The organism is Aerococcus sp. HMSC062A02 (assembly GCF_001809535.1).
GTDB lineage: Bacteria > Bacillota > Bacilli > Lactobacillales > Aerococcaceae > Aerococcus.
Genome location: NZ_KV797944.1, coordinates 14,250 through 32,304 on the forward strand (window position 1 = coordinate 14,250; position 18,055 = coordinate 32,304).

Annotated in this window: 13 protein-coding genes and 11 tRNA genes; 1 reads left to right on the forward strand and 23 read right to left on the reverse strand. The window is 47.8% G+C overall.

Annotated features, from left to right (window positions below):
- Window positions 1-234: 234 nt before the first annotated feature.
- From HMPREF2626_RS08315 to queG, 9 genes are all read right to left on the reverse strand, one after another.
- Window positions 235-1,383 carry a 5-methyltetrahydropteroyltriglutamate--homocysteine S-methyltransferase gene (locus HMPREF2626_RS08315; RefSeq protein WP_070620033.1) on the reverse strand — a complete coding sequence of 383 codons (1,149 nt, stop codon included), beginning with the start codon at window positions 1,381-1,383 and terminating at the stop codon, window positions 235-237.
- Between the two features lie 126 nt (window positions 1,384-1,509).
- Window positions 1,510-2,088 (reverse strand): LOG family protein, encoded by a 579-nt coding sequence (locus HMPREF2626_RS08320; RefSeq protein WP_070620040.1) that lies wholly within the window; start codon window positions 2,086-2,088, stop codon window positions 1,510-1,512.
- 389 nt (window positions 2,089-2,477) lie between these two features.
- A complete protein-coding gene (locus HMPREF2626_RS08325; protein WP_070620042.1) occupies window positions 2,478-3,434 on the reverse strand; it encodes a 3'-5' exoribonuclease YhaM family protein in 957 nt (318 codons plus the stop codon).
- Window positions 3,435-3,466: 32 nt separating this feature from the next.
- Entirely contained in the window at window positions 3,467-6,229 is a 2,763-nt protein-coding gene (locus HMPREF2626_RS08330; RefSeq protein ID WP_070620046.1) for an ATP-binding protein, read from the reverse strand.
- A gap of 13 nt (window positions 6,230-6,242) precedes the next feature.
- A complete protein-coding gene (locus tag HMPREF2626_RS08335; RefSeq protein WP_070620050.1) occupies window positions 6,243-7,508 on the reverse strand; it encodes a metallophosphoesterase family protein in 1,266 nt (421 codons plus the stop codon).
- A 259-nt stretch (window positions 7,509-7,767) separates the two neighbouring features.
- Window positions 7,768-8,136 (reverse strand): YlbF family regulator, encoded by a 369-nt coding sequence (locus HMPREF2626_RS08340; RefSeq protein WP_070620052.1) that lies wholly within the window; start codon window positions 8,134-8,136, stop codon window positions 7,768-7,770.
- 31 nt (window positions 8,137-8,167) lie between these two features.
- Entirely contained in the window at window positions 8,168-10,309 is a 2,142-nt protein-coding gene (locus HMPREF2626_RS08345) for a transglycosylase domain-containing protein (RefSeq protein WP_070620054.1), read from the reverse strand.
- 119 nt (window positions 10,310-10,428) lie between these two features.
- Window positions 10,429-10,941, reverse strand: coding sequence for a tRNA (uridine(34)/cytosine(34)/5-carboxymethylaminomethyluridine(34)-2'-O)-methyltransferase TrmL (gene trmL, locus HMPREF2626_RS08350; RefSeq protein ID WP_070620055.1), 513 nt, complete (start codon window positions 10,939-10,941; stop codon window positions 10,429-10,431).
- Complete coding sequence (gene queG / locus HMPREF2626_RS08355) at window positions 10,938-12,137, reverse strand: tRNA epoxyqueuosine(34) reductase QueG (protein ID WP_083294413.1); 1,200 nt, start codon at window positions 12,135-12,137, stop codon at window positions 10,938-10,940. The genes trmL and queG overlap by 4 nt, the downstream gene beginning before the upstream one ends.
- A 235-nt stretch (window positions 12,138-12,372) precedes the next feature.
- Here queG and HMPREF2626_RS08360 point away from each other — a divergent pair, with 235 nt between their 5' ends.
- Window positions 12,373-12,954 carry a xanthine phosphoribosyltransferase gene (locus HMPREF2626_RS08360; protein WP_067975167.1) on the forward strand — a complete coding sequence of 194 codons (582 nt, stop codon included), beginning with the start codon at window positions 12,373-12,375 and terminating at the stop codon, window positions 12,952-12,954.
- Between the two features lie 74 nt (window positions 12,955-13,028).
- Here the strand turns inward: HMPREF2626_RS08360 and HMPREF2626_RS08365 are convergent, their stop codons facing one another.
- From HMPREF2626_RS08365 to HMPREF2626_RS08435, 14 genes are all read right to left on the reverse strand, one after another.
- Entirely contained in the window at window positions 13,029-13,985 is a 957-nt protein-coding gene (locus HMPREF2626_RS08365; RefSeq protein ID WP_070620063.1) for an NAD(P)-dependent oxidoreductase, read from the reverse strand.
- A 225-nt stretch (window positions 13,986-14,210) separates the two neighbouring features.
- Window positions 14,211-15,605: a L,D-transpeptidase family protein gene (locus tag HMPREF2626_RS08370; RefSeq protein ID WP_070620065.1), complete on the reverse strand. Its 1,395-nt coding sequence runs from the start codon at window positions 15,603-15,605 to the stop codon at window positions 14,211-14,213.
- A gap of 414 nt (window positions 15,606-16,019) precedes the next feature.
- Window positions 16,020-16,763 (reverse strand): beta/alpha barrel domain-containing protein, encoded by a 744-nt coding sequence (locus HMPREF2626_RS08380; protein ID WP_070620067.1) that lies wholly within the window; start codon window positions 16,761-16,763, stop codon window positions 16,020-16,022.
- A 201-nt stretch (window positions 16,764-16,964) separates the two neighbouring features.
- Window positions 16,965-17,050 (reverse strand) — tRNA-Leu (locus HMPREF2626_RS08385).
- 21 nt (window positions 17,051-17,071) lie between these two features.
- Window positions 17,072-17,142 (reverse strand) — tRNA-Cys (locus HMPREF2626_RS08390).
- An 18-nt stretch (window positions 17,143-17,160) separates the two neighbouring features.
- Window positions 17,161-17,232: transfer RNA gene (locus HMPREF2626_RS08395), tRNA-Gln, on the reverse strand.
- 8 nt (window positions 17,233-17,240) lie between these two features.
- Window positions 17,241-17,313, reverse strand: a tRNA-His gene (locus tag HMPREF2626_RS08400).
- Between the two features lie 19 nt (window positions 17,314-17,332).
- Window positions 17,333-17,403: transfer RNA gene (locus HMPREF2626_RS08405), tRNA-Trp, on the reverse strand.
- A gap of 39 nt (window positions 17,404-17,442) precedes the next feature.
- Window positions 17,443-17,523 (reverse strand) — tRNA-Tyr (locus HMPREF2626_RS08410).
- Window positions 17,524-17,527: 4 nt separating this feature from the next.
- A tRNA-Phe gene (locus tag HMPREF2626_RS08415) sits at window positions 17,528-17,600 on the reverse strand.
- A 17-nt stretch (window positions 17,601-17,617) separates the two neighbouring features.
- Window positions 17,618-17,690: transfer RNA gene (locus tag HMPREF2626_RS08420), tRNA-Asp, on the reverse strand.
- Between the two features lie 24 nt (window positions 17,691-17,714).
- A tRNA-Val gene (locus tag HMPREF2626_RS08425) sits at window positions 17,715-17,787 on the reverse strand.
- Between the two features lie 20 nt (window positions 17,788-17,807).
- Window positions 17,808-17,879: transfer RNA gene (locus HMPREF2626_RS08430), tRNA-Glu, on the reverse strand.
- 24 nt (window positions 17,880-17,903) lie between these two features.
- Window positions 17,904-17,990, reverse strand: a tRNA-Ser gene (locus HMPREF2626_RS08435).
- Between the last annotated feature and the right edge of the window lie 65 nt (window positions 17,991-18,055).

Genomic DNA, 18,055 nt, shown 5'->3' on the forward strand with positions numbered 1-18,055 from the left:
TTCGCAGTTGCAGACTTGAAGTGACTTCACCCAACCGGAACGAACGGCTGGGGCCGCTCTTTTCCGTTTGGGCTCCAGTCATTCAAGTCTGGGCGCAACTGCTCACACCCTGGGTTAGTTGGGTTCGACTTGGCAGACTCGGAGTGATTTCGCAAGTCAGAAACGAGCGAATGCTTCGCTCTTATTCTGACTTGCTCCAATCATCCGAGTCTAAACGCCAAGTCTCACACCCTGTTATCCCCAGACTTCTTTTGCGATGGAGTGGACGAGGGCGAGTTTTTCCCATTGTTGGTCTTCTGTTAGGCTGTTGCCTTCTTCTGTTGAGGAGAAGCCGCATTGGGGGCTGAGGCAGAGATTGTCTAATGGAATATATTTAGCTGCTTCGTGGATGCGCTTGATGACCGCTTCCCGGTCTTCTAATTCCCCTGTCTTCGAGGTGATTAGACCGAGGACGACTAAGCGGTCATCACCCACCTTAGCTAGGGGTTCGAAGCCACCAGCCCGGTCTGAGTCGTATTCCAGGTAATAGGCTTGGGCGTGTTCCTTAGCGAAGAGTTCGTCTGCTACGGAATCATAGCCACCTTGGCCAAACCAGTGTGACCGGTAGTTGCCCCGGCAAACGTGGCTAGTGATAGTTAGGCCTTCAGGTGCTCCGTCGATCGCCAGGTTATTGACATAGCGATAGAGGCCTGCTAAATAGGCTTTTTCATCAGCCTTAGCCTGACGTTCGTCTTCTGGATAGTCTTCGAGATGAATATCCACCAAGCGTCCCCAGGTGCAGTCATCGAACTGGATCACTTTAGCGCCTTCAGCTGCGAAATCTTCTAAGACATCGATATAAGCCTTGGCGATGGCTTGGGCTAATTCGCGGTGCTCATCTTCTCCATAGAAAGCTTGGGTGGTCTCTTGGTTGTGTGGTTTAAGTAATTCTTGTAACAATTGGGCAGGTGCTGGAACTGTCTGCTTCACTTCACGGTCGGTCGACTTATGGTCGCGGACGAATTTGAAGTCTTCCACAAAAGGATGCTTATGGCCATCTAATTCGCGGCTCGTTAGGGAAGCAGTTTCTGCCCGGGTCTTCATGTCGTGGAATTGGCCACCTTCATCGATAAAGCGCTTTTCAATCCCATTTAAGCCCCACATGAAGTCGTAGTGCCACCAGCTGCGGCGGAATTCACCGTCGGAAACAGCTTGTAAGCCTGCTTCTTCTTGTTTATGGATTAATTTGATAATTTCTTCATCTTCAACCTGACGTAAAGCCTGGCCATCAATTTCTCCTGCTTCATAGGCTTTGCGTGCTTCTTTTAATCGAGCTGGGCGCAAAAAGCTCCCCACGGTGTCAAAGCGATAGGGTTGTTGTTGACGTTTTGTAAATTCTCCCATTTTGAATCCTCCATTTTTGTTCGTTAGAACCGATCAAGTGCTTCAATATAAATTCTAGTATACGGCTAATTGGACCGATTTAAAAGCTATCTCTCGATACAGCTTATAGAACAAGTGTGTTCGCTTTTATTGATCACTTAAGCGGTCATAGCTCTTTACTTGACGAACTTGGTAGTGGGCCAGGATATCGTTGAGATCAGACAGGTCGGAAATGAAATTAATCCGCTCATAGTCCTCCTGGGCCAGAAATCCTGCCTGGCACATATTCATGAAAAGCTCCTGCATGGGCCGGTAATAGGCAGCTACATTTATAAAGACGCAAGGCCGGTCCGATTGGCCTAAACGAGCTAGAGAAATGGCTTCCGAAATTTCTTCTAGGGTCCCTGGTCCACCAGGTAGGGCCAGGCAAGCATCGGATAGATCAAGCATCCGCGTCTTCCGCTCGGCCATGGTGTCCACAATTTCTAATTGCGTGAGGCCTTGGTGGGCAATTTCATGGTCCTTAAGAAAGGCTGGCATCACGCCATAGACCTCTCCTCCCTGGGCCAGGACCTCATCTGCTAAGATCCCCATGAGCCCTGTCCGGCCGCCACCATAAACTAAGCGGTGGCCAGATTGGGCGATCCATTGCCCCAGTTCACGTGCAGCCTCTGCATAGATGGGATCTTTCCCAGGATTGGCCCCACAATAAACAAGTATATCCATTGATTATCACTTCTTTCTCTTAGAAGAAAACAGACCCAGCACCCCTTCAACAGGGACTTAACTGGGTCCTCTTTTCTGTTTATTTGTTTTAATTTATTAAAATCGCTGACCAAGGTCAATCAAATATACTAAGCTAGCAAGGCTGCTGACGGAGCCTTGAACTTCATCTCTGGCCAGCATACGATATCTGTAATCTCACGCTGTTCGAACAGCTATCGCATAAGTCGCTTCGCTCCAAGAGCTGAAGCTGCTCGAGCCGGTGCCATACTTTAGCCGTTGGAGCGCTAGCGACTTACGGAAAAAGTACAAGACGGCTTTAGCCAGTGTTGATCCTCTGAATATTCAACGCTCAAATTCAAAAGCGGAACGGATGCTCATCAGCACATTGCTTAGTCTTGGTCTAACTTAGGCCGGTAGAAGGGCCGGCCGTCCATACCCGGAATATAGGCCGAGAATTCACCCGGAGCGGTCTTCTCCAGAGCGGCGCTAACCATGTACATGGAAGCATCCAAGTCATCAATGCGGTGGAGAACTTCCGCTTCTAAGACATGGGGTGTCACAGGACTCCCGTATTCCTTCTTACCGTGGTGGGCGAGGACCATATGCTTCAAGAGCATGAGCTCTTCGCTAGTCTGGTCTAAGCCGAGTGCCTGGATGGCTAAGCTCAATTTCTCTGCCACTAAGGAGATATGACCTAAGAGATTGCCTTGGACCGTATAATTACCGCTGAGCGGATCGGAGAGCTCGCTCGTTTTGGCGATATCATGGAGGATAACGCCGGCATAGAGGAGGTCCGCATTGAGAATAGGATAGAGCTTCTGGATAGCCTTGGCCAGGGCCAGCATGGAAACCGTATGATAGGCCAATCCCCCGACAAAGGCGTGGTGGTGCTTCTTCGCGGCTGGATAATAGTAGAAGTCATCCCCTACTTCATCGAGGATATAACGAACCACTTGTTGAATCTCCGACAGCTGGAAGTCAGCCAGCGTTTCTTCGATTTCTTTTTGCATCTCTTCCTTAGTCATAGGCCCTTCTGGCATATAGAGCAAGGGGTCATTGGGTTCGTGCTGGTCGGCCAGGCGCATCTGCTCAATCCGAAATTGTGGTTGACCATTGAAGAGCTCCCGCCGGCCGTAGAGGTAGACCACTCGTCCGACTTGGAACTTTTCTGCGTCGGCATCCGTCATGCCCCAGAGCTTGCCATCTAGGATGCCTGACCGGTCCTGGAAAGTCAAAGCAAGGTAGTCCTTGCCATTCCGGTCTTGTCGAATATCAGCATTTTTAATCAAGGCAAAGCTTTTAAAGTTGGTATCCATCGCAGCGTCAAAGAGTCTTATCGTTTCCATTCTCCCATCCTTTCACAACTAGGTCTTCGTAGTTAAATCCGGGTAACTTCCTTGCTGGCACGGTTGAGGGCTGCACTCTCATCAATTGTTAGCAGGATGATTTGTTGGTCCTGGCTCCGTTCATCGAGGAAGCGGTAAATATTTTGCCGGTAGTAGTCATCGATATGGGCAAAGGCTTCATCAATTAAAATCGGCATATTCAACTGGCCAAGCTGGGCATTCAAGAAGGCAAAACGCATGGCGACAAAGAGTAAGGCCTTCTCTCCGCGTGAGAGTTGGTCCACAGCAAGCCAGAGATTGTCTTCGCTAAGGACTTCCACCGTTTCATTCTGATAGCGCAGTTTCTCCAATTCTCCATTGGACAGGTCATAGAGATAGCGGTTGGCATGGCCTAAGACACGTTCTAAAGCCTCGCCTTCCTCACCCACACTGGCCTGTTCGAAGGTAGATACAGCCATCTTATTGGCTGCCCACTCGACCGCTGAATCATAGGCTTGGTCGACATCACTGGCATGGTCGGCTTGAAGCTTGCTGACTAGGCCACTGGCTTCGAGTTCGCGAATCTGCATTTCTAACTGGGCATTACGTTGGACCAAGTCTTGGATGCGCTGGGTCAATTGCCCCAGGGTATGGACATTATCCTCTAATTGTTGGTCGATGGTCTCATCCTTGTCATGCAGCTGAGCAGCTTGGGGATTGAGCGAGTGGTTGAGGAGGTCGAAGCGTTCCTTCTTCGCCAACATTTCCGCTTCCTTAGCCAGCACATCTTCCACCTCATCCGCTGATTCGAAGCCATAACGGTCCAAGAAGTCTTGACGGGCCCGACGTAGGCTTTGGATGCTTTGATGAAGTTCTTGCTTTTGGTTCTTCTCAGCTTGGTAGGTCTGAGCCGTAAAAGCATGGTCCATTTCCAACTGACGCAGGCTATGGTAGTCATCCTCAAAGGCTTGGAAAACAGAATCCTGAGACAGCGGATTGTTGGAAATAGCCTGGGCATAATCTTGCCATTCCTGGTCATGGGCGGCTGCATACTGGGCCGCTCCTGTCGCCTGGATTAATTGGTTGCTTTCGGCTTCCAAGGCATTGATTTGAGCCACATAGTCATGGTCCAACCAGATCAAGGGCTGGATATATTCGGACCCACCCTTTTCCTGAACGAGAGCTTGGAGTTCCGCCATAAAGTTCTGTGATTCATTTTCTAATTCCGCTAACTGGTCGTTTTGGATATCGATCCGGCGTTGGATTTCTGCTTGTTCGCTTTCAATATCGCGCAAGTCGAGGTCGAAAGCCTGGGATTCTTTCTTCACCGAACGTTTGCCCAGGCCACTCTGTAAGAAACCAATAATGGTAAAGAGCGCCCCCAAAGCACCTGCGGCAAGGCCTGACCCCATCATGAAGGGTTTATCGGTTACAAAGTAGAGGATAGCGAGGATCAGGGCAAGAACAATTAGAATTAAGCCAAAAGTCTTCAACCATGAACTGGTCCGCTCTTTAATGGTCCCCTTGAAGCTATTGTATTCCGATTGGACTTCATCGTACTCATCATGGAGGTCCTGGTTTTCAGCCATGAGGTCCTGGAGGTCATGCTTGGTATTCTCATAGAAGATCCGGCGGTTATCCAATTCCTGCCGGCGATTTTGCCATTCCTGGCGCTCGCTTGCCGTTAACTCTTCCGGTAATTCATCAATAGATTCAGCACCCAGGGCAGCCAAGAGCCGGTGCTCTTCATAGCGCTTCTGGATGAGCTGTTCCTTGAGCGCCTCATCACTGTTCAACTGTTCCCGGTAAGCCCGGGCTTCAGCTAACATCTGGTCAGAGACATGGTCATGGTTCAATACCCACTCTTGACCAATCGTCAGCAAGCTATCTTGGGCTGGCTCTTCTTCCGCCTGGTCTTCATCGAGAACCAGGAAACCATCCGTTTGGTCCATCTGGTCTTCATAGCGGGCCAGGTCTTGGTTCAAGTCATGCCAAGTCTCTGCCGCTCCTTCTGGGAAATTGTGGAAGTCATAACCGGCCAATTCAAAGCCTAAAGCATTTTTCTCTTCTACCGAACCGGTCTCTTGCGAAGCAATCTGCAATTTAACCTGTTCATCTTGGGCCTGGGATTCTTGCTGGCGCAGATCTTCAAGCTCGGCTTGGTTAGCTTGGAGCTCTTCTTCTAAGGCAAAATAATTCTGCTCATTAGCTGCGGCTTGGTCCAGGCGTTGGCTGCTCGCAGCGACTTGGTTGAGTTCTTGGTTCAGCTGGGGCTTTTGACCATTAGGCAGGTAAAGGTCTGCAGCTTGGGCTTCCAATTCTGGCGTAATGCCGTTGAGGACTTGGCGGCCGCTAACCCCCAAGCTGACCAAACTCTTAGCGAACTGGTCTTCATCCTCCCAAACAAAGGCCATCAAGTCTTCCTCATCAAAGCCAAAGTAGGTCAGGTAGTCTTCCTTGGACAGGCCTTCAAAGAGTTCATCGAAAGAAGAGACCTCCTCACGGGGATTGTCATTCACCGTCATAAATAATTGCTGGCGGCCTTGTTGTTTAATCCGTTCAATCATCACCTGGCCGTAGATGGTATCCGTCAAATAGAGACGTCCCCCGTAATTCACATTTGGGTTAACATCATAATTGCGGCTGTGCTTGCGCCGCATATTCGGAAAGCCAAACATAATCGAGAGAATAAAGCTCATCAAGGTCGACTTACCTGAGCCATTCCCACCAATAAAAACATTCAAATTTGGTTCCAAGTAGAAGGTCTGGTCAACCCACTTTCCGTAACCAAAAATTTCAATTTTTTGAATTTTCATTTTTTACCCTCACTTAATTTTCTTTTTGTTCCACCGCTTGGCGAACGATAATCTTTTCGACAGCTCGGTTGAGTACATCCGCCTTGAAGGTCTCCCCGTCAATCTGGGGCAGCATATAGCGTTGCCATAGCTGGTTTTGCATCAGGGGCTGGATTAATTGTTCCCATTCGCCCTCTGCTTGCAAGCGATGGAAGCTCTGCTGGAGCGCATCCTGGAAGGCCTTGGAATAGGACCAGGTGCTCCTTTCATCGATGACAAGCTTCAGGTCTGCCAGGTAGATCTCTTGGTCGCGGTACTGGTCCTGGTTACTCAAGCTCCACTGCAATTGGTCGCGCAATTCTTCAGCATAGCGGTCCCACCAGTAGAGGCTCTCCTCATCACCATCTGTACGGAAGGCTAAACGAATCACCAGGTTCACCGCCTCGTTCTTCGCATACATGACTTCTTCATGGAGGGCACGCTCCACCACATTGCGCAAGTCTTCAATATTTTCAAGTTTTGGTAGGTCTCTTAAGGGCGAACTGAACTGCCAATCGGTGGTTTCGACAAACTCGAGTTCCGCTTCTTGGTACTTCTGCAAGCTAACCAAGTAGACCCCCTTAGGTCCGCTTTCCTTGAAGCTAGAGCCTTGGATGTTCCCCGGATAAACAACCGGTGGATGGTCGGCTAAGATTTGCCGTTTATGAATATGGCCGAGTGCCCAATAATCATAGCCCAGGGCCGTTAAGTCAGAGACATTGAAGGGCGCATAGTGGTGCTTGCCTTCATGGCGCTGGTTTTCCCCGTGGATGACCCCGATTTGAAAGTCAATACCCGCTTGGCGTTGGGGGAAGTCTTGGACCATATCCCGCTCAATCCAAGCTTGACCGTAAGAAAAACCGGTCAGCATCACGTGCTCGCCTGACTTAGCCTGGAAGTGGTAAGAATCAACATGGTCGGGGAAGATATAGACATTGTCTGGCATGGCCAAACGATGGGCATCTCCTTGAACATAATCGTGGTTACCATGGCAAACAATGGCTGGGATTCCCGCTTGGTCCAAACGCTCCATTCCCTGGCGGAAGGTAAATTGGGCTTGGAGGGAAGCCGGTTCATTGTGGTAAATATCCCCACTCACCACCACAAAATCAACGGTCTCATTTATTGCTGTTTCAATAATATTATTGAAGCTAGCTGTGGTGGCCTGGCGGAGTTTTTCATATAAACTGGGATTCGTCTTTGATATTTTCTTAAAAGGCTGGTCTAAGTGCAAGTCAGCCGCATGTATAAATCGTATCATTGTATTTGATTCTCCTAATGGCTTGAACTGGGAATAGTTATTTTTACATTCTTAGATCTTTTTTCTAGCTAGGGCAAAGTCCCCACTAGCCTACTACTCCTACCTTACAAGTTTACCATATCAAAAGCCCTGCTTACAATAATTCCGAACAAACTTTCGTTCTTCGCTAAGCCAGAAGCAAAGCACCAAGTAGCTGATCTCAGACAAGAAAAAATGCCCCCACAAGCTCTTGCTGAGCTAGGGGGGCACTCTCTAATTCTTAGGCTTGGTCGCCTTTTTGTTCATTGGCTTTTTGGTAGACTTCATAGATTGGTTCAGTGACCACCTTGTTAATTTCTTCCACCAACTGGTTCAATTGCTTCTCAGCTTGTAAAAGTTTGCTGATGGTTTCATTTGCACCCATTTCTTTCTCCAAGTCTTGGGCTTCTTTGATTTCTTCTTGACTGATTTCATTGCCTAACTGCATCTTGGTTTGGACATCCACTTGGAGTTGGCGGAATTTGTTATAAAGGGCGAAGGCCTCTTCGTCTTTAACAACTGCCTCCATGGCATTTTTTAAGCCCTGGTAGTCCTCATGGGCCCGCACTTCACGTTCTAGTTGATTAATGGTGTCATAAATATTGGCCATTCTATTTCCTCCTTTATTTGTCTTCATTGGCTTAATATATCACGTTCAACCAGTTTTGAAAAGTGATTTGGCCAGAAAATGAAGAAATCAGGTCGCGGGCCCCTTCCATCAAGCGGTCTAAGAGGCTGGCCGCATTGTCTTCAATCGTGGCTTGGTTGTTGGTGGTCTCTTCCCCATCATTGGACGCAATCCCGTTCACTTCATTATAGTAACGGGTCGAAGCGGCTTCCAGGTTGAAAGGCGTGTTGGGGCTGTTGGCTAGGAGCTCCGCCATAATATTTTGGAAGGTATTGCCCGATTGGACAGGCGAACTATTCCAAAGATAGTTTTCTGAGCTTGTTTGGTCAAAACCATACCAGCTAGCAACTACCATGTCTGGCGTATAAGCGACATACCATTCATCATTAACTCCGTCGCCGGCCCCGCTATTACCAGCCTGGCTGAGTTCAACTGTTCCGGTCTTACCCGCCAGTTCATAGCCTGCTGGTTCAACGGCCGCCCCGGTGCCGCCATCATTATAGACATCGAGCATCATCCGAGTCATTTCCTTGGCATCAGACTCAGAGAGGGCCTGGTTCTGTTTGGATTTTTGTTCTCCGACAATGACATTACCGGAGCTGTCCACAATTTTTTGGATGAAGACGCCTTCTGAGCGCTTGCCCTTATTGACAAAGGCCGTATAGGCGCTAGCCATTTCCATGGGCGAGGCCCCCTTAGACAAGCCACCTAAGGCAGAAGATAGGGTCTTATCGCCATCGCTATAAGGAATGCCGAAGTCATCCAACTTGGCCATAGCGGTATTGACACCGATTTTGTTCATCAGCCAAACCGCTGAGGTGTTCTTACTCTTAGCCAAGGCCTGCCAGAGGAGAATTTCACCCTGGCTCTGCTTGTCGTGGTTTTCAGGCTTGTACTTGTCTGTCCCGTACTCTTGGACTTCATCTGGAATCACATCATTGGCTTCAAAGCCATTCTCTAAGGCTGGAGCATAGACGTTCAAGGGCTTTAAGGTAGACCCTGGTTGGCGCTTCATCTGGGTAGACCGGTTAAAGCCCCTAAAGGAGTGGCCCCCAGTGCCGCCAACTGTAGCCAGAACGCCTCCGCTATAAGGGTCCATAACAACCGTTGCCGATTGGGCGGTATTCCCCGCTGGTGAAACAGGGAAGAGATTGCTCTGGTCATAGATACCTTGGAGGCCTTCTTGGTAGTTGGGATCTAAGTTGGTATAGATCCGGTAGCCCCCCTTCATCAAGTCATCCTCACTGAGCCCGTGCTTGTTAATAGCTTCTTCAATCACCGCATCGAAGTAGTAAGGGTACTTGTATTGGTCGCTGCCTACATCATTATTCTGCTGGGGCATGTCAGAGGCCATGGCAACTTGGGCATCGTCTTGAGAAATGAAACCATTATCAGCCATCAGTTGAAGAACCGTATTGCGCCGGTTGAGGGCTTCATCATAATTATCAACCGGGTTATAAATACTCGGCCCCTTCAAGGCCCCCGCTAGGACTGCCGCATTGGCTAAGTCCAAATTAGCAGCTGAGGTTCCAAAGTATTTCTGACTGGCATCTTCCACCCCATAGACCCCGTTCCCGAAATAAGAGTGGTTCAAATACATTTCCAGAATCTTATCCTTGGGGTAGGTTTTTTCGATTTCAAGGGCAATGAAGAGCTCCTTAAACTTCCGCATCAGACTTTGCTCATTGGTCAGGAAGGAATTCTTCACTAATTGCTGGGTCAAAGTCGACCCCCCACCGACGACCGAACCGCCATGGAGGACATAGCCGACCGCTGCCCGGGCAATCCCGATGGGGTCGAAGCCCCGGTGCTTATAGAAACGCTTGTCTTCCGTTGAAACTACCGCGTTTTTAACATTATCTGAAATCTGATCGATGGTTACATAGGTCCCGTGGTCTGACGACAGGGTCCCCGCTAGGTTGCCTGAATTATCATAGACCTCTGTCGTAACCTGGAGTTGTTTTTCCAAATTATCAACATCGGTCATCTTGGCACTAATTAATAAATAACTTTCAAAAATCAAGGCAAAAAATAAGCCAATAAAGATAAGCCATTTGGTCAGGCGGAATTTTTTCCAATAGGCTTTAAACTTCTCCTTAAAGCCCTGGCGCTCTTCCCCCTTTACTGGTTTCGCTTGGCCTTTATCACCGCGCATAAATAATCTCCTACTCTCTCTTCTATTGAACTAAGGCGGATTAAACCACTCTCCTATTCTCCCATGTTGGGCTTGGAATTGCAATTTCTGCTGGGGGAACTTAAACGAAACTTATCCTCCTAGTCCAGCTTATCATGGTCGTAATGGTGGCTCTTCTCCAGCTGGTTGAAGTCTTGCTGGCGGAGCACTTCGTAGATCACAATGGCGGCACAATTCGACAGGTTCAGGGCACGAACATGGGTATCATCCATGGGCAGGCGTAAACATTGAGCCTCATGGTCGCGCATGAAGTCTTCAGGAAGGCCTGTTGTTTCCTTACCAAACATCAAGAAGAGGTCCTCATCCGCTTGCTGGCGGTAGTCAACTTCTGTATAGGTATGGTGGGCAAACTTAGTGATTAAGTAGAGCTTGCGGTCTCCTAAATAAGCCATAAAATGGTCTAAATCCTTGTGCAAGGTCACATCCACACTGTGCCAATAGTCCAGACCGGCCCGCTTGAGGTGCTTGTCATCCAAGGAAAAGCCCAGGGGTTCGATGAGATGCAGGTGGGTGTCAGTCGCAGCACAGGTCCGGGCAATATTGCCAGTATTTGGTGGAATCAGGGGTTCATATAATACAATATGGTTGGTCATCTTGATCGCTTCCTTTGTCTTTTATTTCTTTTCTTTTTGAGCCTTTCAACGGCTTGGCTGAATTCAACCACTGTCTCTTGGTCGGGGGCCGGCTCAGCCTGCTCAGCCTCCAGCCTCTCTTCCATGAAGCTCAGCAGTTCTGGGTTAAAATGCCGCTCGATGATGCTGACCGCATAGGCGGCTGTTCCTCGGATCATGGGGCGGGGGTCTTTCTCAATCAATTCCAGTAAGAGTGGAATCGACGACCGGTCCCGGTAATTGGCCAAGGCTAGGATGGCATTGCGCTGGAGAGGTTTCTTCCCCCGCCAAGCACCTGCTAGGTGGCCAAACTTGTCCTTAAATTCCCGGTTGGACATGGTCAGCATGGGTTGAAGCAAAGGCTCCACTTCTTCGCGCTCGGGTTCCATGGCCCCATGATAGTGGCTGTCCACATCTTGATTGTAAGGACAAACCTGCTGGCAGATGTCGCAGCCATAGATTTGATGGCCCACTTGACGCCTGAATTCTTGGGGAATATAGCCCTTGGTCTGGGTGAGGTAGGAAACACAGACCTTGGCATTCATCTTGCCGTCCCCGATCAAGGCCCCTGTCGGACAGAAGTCCAAACACCGTGTGCAGTCCCCACAAGCATTGACCTTGGGCGTATCTGGAACTAAGGGCAGATTAGTAATAATTTCACCCAAGTAGATAAAAGAGCCAAATTTTTCATTAATGATCAGACCATTGTGGCCGATAAAACCAATGCCTGCCCTCTGAGCAACCGCGACATCAGGCAGCTCTCCCGTATCGACCATGGTTTTAGTCTCGATATCAGGATAAAGCCCTTCTAAACGCTGGACCAAATCGCTAGCCGCCCGGTGGAGGATACTGTGATAGTCTTCCCCCCAACTAGCGCGAGCAAATTGCCCCCGCCGTTCACCGCGGCTATGTTCCTTAGGGTAGAGGGGCTTATTGGGATAGGCCATAGCAAAACTAATAATCGAAGCAGCCCCTTCCATCAAAGCTTTAGGGTAGAGGCGTTCCTCAATCACTGGGTGTTCAAAGCCCGTGGTCCGCCCTTCTTCCTTAGCTTCTATTAGGGACTGGCGAATATGGGTAAAATCATCGGCAGTGGTAAAGCCGACAAGGTTCATGCCGATTTCATCTAAAGCCAGCCGGCGAATTTTTTCGGTTTCAACTTGCCAATCCATTGCCATTTGTCCTCCTCCCTTCTAAATGAGCTTGCTGATCTTTACAATTATAATGGATTCCCTATATTTTGCAATCTAACCCAGGTCTGATTTTCATGAGAATTCACTAAAAAATTGAGGCAATTTGATAAAAGATCGATTTTTTTACCTTTTTAGGGGGGCTTTGTGCTATGATAGAGTAACACTTAATGTCCATACAGGCAATCGATTCAATAAATTATCTATGAGGGGAGTTCTGAAAGTGAATATTTTACAGCAACGAATTATTGATGATGGCGAGGTTTTTCCGAATAATGTCTTGAAGGTTGATTCCTTCTTAAACCATCAAATTGATCCGCACATCATGTACAGCATCGCCAATGACTTCTACCAACACTTCAAGAGCGCAGGCATCACTAAGATCCTAACCATTGAAGCCTCCGGTATTGCACCCGCTATCTTTGTGGCCCAGAAGTTTGATGTACCGATGCTCTTTGCTAAGAAAAAAGAACCTTCTACCCTACAAAACCAAGAAGTCTATACCGAATTAGTCCATAGTTATACGAAAAACACGGACAGCAATATTATTGTCTCCAAACAATTCCTCAATGCAGATGATAAGGTCCTTGTTGTGGACGACTTCCTCGCTAATGGCGAAGCAGCTATGGGCTTGATCTCCATTGCTGAACAAGCAGGAGCAGATGTCGCCGGTGTCGCTATCTGTATCGAAAAATCTTTCCAAAATGGCCGCCAACGCATCCTAGACCATGGCTACGAAGTCTATTCTGCTGCCCGCATCGCTTCCCTTGAAAACAACCAAGTTCGCTTTAATGACGGGCATTAATCTCGGTTCTTTACAAAAAATTACAAAGAGGCTGGAATACAAGCTCCAGCCTCTTTTTTTGCGCATTCTTTTTCTTATTTTATTACATTCTGTGGCTGTCCTTCCGCAAAGGCTAAGGCATTCTCAAAAGCCGTGTTCGCCCGGAGGACCATGGCTTCATCGGTCAAATAGCCGATATGGGGAGTTAGGATGGTATTCTTCGCTGACAACAAGGGCTCATCTTCATTAAGGGGTGGTTCCTGGTCGAAAACATCAATGCCTGCCCCGGCAATGGCTCCTTCATTTAGCGCGTCTGCCAGTGCTTGACTATCTACGATCGGGCCTCTTGCCACATTGATCAGGATGGCCTCTTTCTTCATTTTACTGATCATTTCTTTAGAGATGAGGCCCTCTGTTTCAGGAGTAGCTGGCAGGTGGATGGAAATAATATCGGATTCCGCCATGACTTCCTCTAGGCTAGCATAAGACATGCCCAAAGCCTTGGCTTCTTCTTTCTCTGAACGGTTATAACCAACCAGCTCAGCCCCCAGAGCATGGTAGAGCTTAGCTGTTGCTAGACCAATAGCCCCCGTCCCAATAATACCTACCTTAGCTTGGCTAATTTCCCGTCCTTGGATAGGACCTGGAAAATCAGTCGTTTTGCGGGCATCCTGGTTACTGGCTGGCAGCTGGCGGAAGAGCGATAAGGCAAGACCAAGAGACAATTCCGCAACAGCCTGGTTGGCATAGCCAGAGGCATTACAAATGGCAATTCCCTTGTTAGCTGCTGCCTCTTGGTCGACATGGTCCACACCCGTAAAGGCCACATCAATCAACTGGGTTTGGTCTAATTGCTCAATCACTTCTGCTGGATAAGGGGTGTTGCCGATAATGACAATATCAGCGTCCTGGCTGCGGGCAAGGAGTTCATCTGGATCCGTGGTCCGGTCTTTATAATAAGTAAAGTCATGCCCCGCTTCTTTCAGCTTTTGAGCGAGTTCTTCGATATAAGTGTCGTCAACTTTTAAATTTTCAAGTAAATTAATCTTCATAAGGGCCTCCTTCGTAGCTTCTTCACTTGCTTATTCTGCTTCCATTATACCCAAAAAATTCCATTAAAAAAAGCCAACCCCCTTGAGTTGGCTTTTCTTGTGTGTTGTCTAGTTGGGTTCGGTTGCGCAGCTTCCTTGTCACTTCACAAGTCTCCGTCGCAGTCCTAAAGTCTGCTCTGGTGACTTGCTCCAGTGAAAGGAAGCTAACCGCGCTCCCTCTCACCCTTAATTAAATACTACGACTGGCATGCCGACGTGGACGAGGGAGTAGACGGTTGGCATGACGGAGGGTTGGACGTTGATGCAGCCGTTTGAACCGTTTTGGTGGTACCAGCCGCCGCCGAAGACGGGTTGCCAGTTGGCGTCGTGGATGCCTTGGCCGACATAGTCAAAGGGTACCCAGTAGGAAACGGGAGAGGCATACTTGTTGCCTGTCTTTGGATCGTAGCCGCGGAGGACTGATGGTGACTGCATGTTGTTCACTGCGAAAGCCCCTGGATTAGTTGGGGTCATGTCGTGTCCAGATACAATATCCGTGCTCAATTGCAATTCGCCATTGAGATAGATGAACATCTTTTGGTTAATCATATCGACTTCCACATAGTCCTGACCAAAGAAGTTATCTTGGCCGTAACCGGACCCAGCAATAGATGGTTCAATGACAGTATCTTTACCTTTTAAGGCTGCTTGGGCAACTTCATCAGCTGCTTTGGAGCGGTCGATATACCAGCCATAAGTTCCTGGCTGAACCGTCACGACGCCGGCCATGGTGGATTGGAAGTCATGAGAAGTTAAAAGACCAGAAATTTCTTGGTTTAAGCCTTGGAGATAAACGTTAACCTGGTCCATATCAACAGCGGGTTCACCTTGGTCATCAATATACAACCAGCTAGCAATTTCTTCTTCAGGAATCTGGTGTTCCTTACCATCAACTTTAAGGACCAATTTTGAACCCTTAATATCATCGAGTTTTTTGATCTTAGATTGCAAGCTTGGGTCATCTTCCTTAAGAGTTGGCTGGATATAGGCATCTGCTAAGTTAACCTGGTAATTGCCGTTATCGATATTCTTATTGAACAAATCTTGCAAGGCATCTGCTGAAATTTGATTCCCTTGGACCGAGTCAACAACTGTGAAACCTTGGTCTGAAGAATTCTCCAAGCGAGCATTTTCGGATTCTTTACGTTGGGAATTATCAATCCCTAATTGGTTCATAATCTTATCAATAGTTGCCCCATCCAAGTCTCCATCAACATACTTACCTTGAAGTTGACGGTCTGTAAAGAAGGCGAGCGGCCAAGCCCATTGATTTTGTTCATCGAGCATTTTTTTCAGTGCGGTTTGGCTTTCAATCGGCAGTCCCAAACTATCGATTGGGAGTTGGGCAACTTCCTTGTCCCCTTCTTTCACATCAATGGTTTGACCCGCAATTTTTTCTGAAACTTTTTTATCCGCTTCTTCTAAGTTCATATTTGAAACCTTCGTAGCGGAAACCTGGGTACGGGGAAGAAAATGCTGACTATAATAGTAAGCTCCCCCACCATATAGTCCCAATACAGCCACAAGGGCGATAACTAGTCCCCACACTAGTCCCTTCGAAGACTCATTCTGCCTAGACATATATTTCCCTCCATTTTCTTCGATAAATAAAGGACCTCCTTTTAAGGATGTCCTCATGAATAAACTTTCAGTTATTTCTACACTTTATAGAATACACGATTTAGTGGGCTTTGTAAAACATATTAGACCTTCTGAATAATTTTTTAAACTTTTAGCTTGCCTTTCCTAACAATAAAGGTCATCATGAAAGAAAAGCTATAGAAAGGAAGTTTCCATGCCTCCACAGTCCAAATTTCAAGAATTTCTACTCATTCTATCCAGTATTATATTAATGGTTACTGCTGTTTTTTCAGGTCTATATATCCTCAGCCTCCAACCCAGCCTGGGTGTTCGTCTACTGGTTTACCTGATGTTTCTTATCATTTTCCTCAGTGCTGGCCTCTCCATTTACTGGTTCGCCTTTCGCAAAAAATCCTAATCTTGGTCTTCTAAGTGCTGCTCATACTCATTAAGAGTCATCCCATCATGACTTTCAATAAATTCTTCCCGTCTTTCCTTGCGGTAGACATCCATCTTCTTTTTGAAGAGCTCACCTGTCGTAGGTGGCGTCCAAGAAATGGCATTGGCCCCCGCCGCAATGACTTCGCGAATGCTGTCATCAGTCCTCCCCCCTGTCGCAATGATGGGAACATCAGGATAGCGTTCACGGATCCAGGCTACCAAGTTAGGGGTATCCTTGCCACTCGCAACATTAAGAATATCCACACCTGCTTTGAGACGGGCATCGATATCATTGTAGGCAGACACAATCGTCGCGATGATGGGAGAATCAATGGTTCTTTCAATCATCTCGATGGTTTCAACTGGCATTGGGGCATTAACAACGACACCCATAACGCCCTCCGCTTCTGCAAATAAAGCAATATCTGCGCTGCGCTTACCGCTAGTTAAGCCGCCACCAACGCCTGCAAAGACTGGGGCTGTGCTGACAGTTGAGATGGCTGAGACAATAGATGGATGCGGCGTTTGCGGATAAACAGCCAGGATGGCATCCGCATTGCTATAGCAAATTGTCGCAACATCCGTTGAAAAGAGAAAGGATTTTAAGCGACGCCCATAGATCCGGATACCAGAAGCGTCACGAATCACATCAGGAACTTTGAGGGTATCTTTTCTTAAAGCCGAGCTCACACTCGGTGTTTTTTTGGGTGTTTTCACGTCTAATAGCTCCTTTTTTAAATTCAGTTATATTTTATCATCTTTTAGAAGACAAAGAAAAGCTTTTTGACTAGTAAAATAAAATGATATTCTTTGATTCTTTTTGCTTTTCCTAAAATAAAGAACATCCTAGAAACATTGATTTAACAATATTTCTAGGATGTTCTAAATTTTCTTTGACGCTCTTATTTGAGCTTATAATGCCGACGGTGGGGGTCGAACCCACACGTCCGGTAAAGGACATTGGATTTTGAGTCCAACGCGTCTGCCAATTCCGCCACGTCGGCATATCGTATGAAGGCAAAGAAAGGCGGTAGTCGGATTTGAACCGGCGATCAAGGTTTTGCAGACCCATGCCTTACCACTTGGCTATACCGCCATACTTTAAAATATAAAACTGGGGTAGCTGGATTCGAACCAACGCATAACAGAGTCAAAGTCTGTTGCCTTACCACTTGGCGATACCCCAATAATAAGGGCGAATGAGGGGAATCGAACCCCCGAGTGTCGGAGCCACAATCCGATGCGTTAACCACTTCGCCACATCCGCCATATTAAAATGGATAAAACAGGGACAGTAGGAATCGAACCCACATTGACGGTTTTGGAGACCGTAGTTCTACCGTTAAACTATGTCCCTATTCAATTAAATCCCTGACAACCTTTAAAAAGATTGTAATGGTGGGAATAGGATTCGAACCTATGAACCCGAAGGAGCGGATTTACAGTCCGCCGCGTTTAGCCACTTCGCTATCCCACCAGAGTGGTCCAAGACAGAGTCGAACTGCCGACACCTTGAGCTTCAATCAAGTGCTCTACCAACTGAGCTATTGGACCTTTTTTTAAAAGTTGTACGGTCCCGACGGGAATTGAACCCGCGATCTCCTGCGTGACAGGCAGGCGTGATAACCCCTACACCACGGGACCCTAGTAGCTTTAAGAAACTACTTATGGAGAATGAGGGGTTCGAACCCCCGACATCCTGCTTGTAAGGCAGACGCTCTCCCAGCTGAGCTAATTCTCCGGTGTATTGACAACTTTTAATGACCCGTACGGGATTCGAACCCGTGTTACCGCCGTGAAAGGGCGGTGTCTTAACCGCTTGACCAACGGGCCAATACACTTAATATTTAAATGTTACGGAGAGTAAGGGATTCGAACCCTTGAAACAGTTTCCCGTTTACATGATTTCCAATCATGCTCCTTCGGCCTCTCGGACAACTCTCCAGGCTGGATTGCAGGATTATCCTCACTCACCAACTCCGCAAGTAGGACTCGAACCTACGACATCT